Raw genomic sequence first — 308 nt, forward strand, 5'->3', positions numbered from 1 at the left:
GCGGGTGACGTCGCCGTCGTAGTGCTCGAGGACCCGGTGGTCCATGATCCTGCGCCAGAGCGGCGGGACGTAGGCCACCACGATGAGCGCGGCGTACCCGGCGGGCAGCTGCGGGGCGTCGTCGGTGGTGCGCAGCACCTGGTAGCGGCGCATCGGGTTGGCGTGGTGGTCCGAGTGACGCTGCAGGTGGTACAGGAAGATGTTGGTGACCAGGTGGTCGGAGTTCCACGAGTGCTCGGGCCGGCAGCGCTGGTAGCGACCGCTGTCGAGCTTCTTGCGGCGCAGTCCGTAGTGCTCGAGGTAGTTGA

Annotated in this window: 1 protein-coding gene; it reads right to left on the reverse strand. The window is 68.2% G+C overall.

Going from position 1 to position 308, the window contains the following annotated elements; genetic code table 11:
* Positions 1-308 (reverse strand): fatty acid desaturase (locus G6026_RS17405; RefSeq protein WP_241728058.1); only part of this gene is annotated, 308 nt, incomplete at both ends.

Source organism: Dietzia sp. DQ11-38-2 (assembly GCF_014145055.1).
In the GTDB taxonomy this organism is placed as follows: Bacteria; Actinomycetota; Actinomycetes; order Mycobacteriales; family Mycobacteriaceae; genus Dietzia.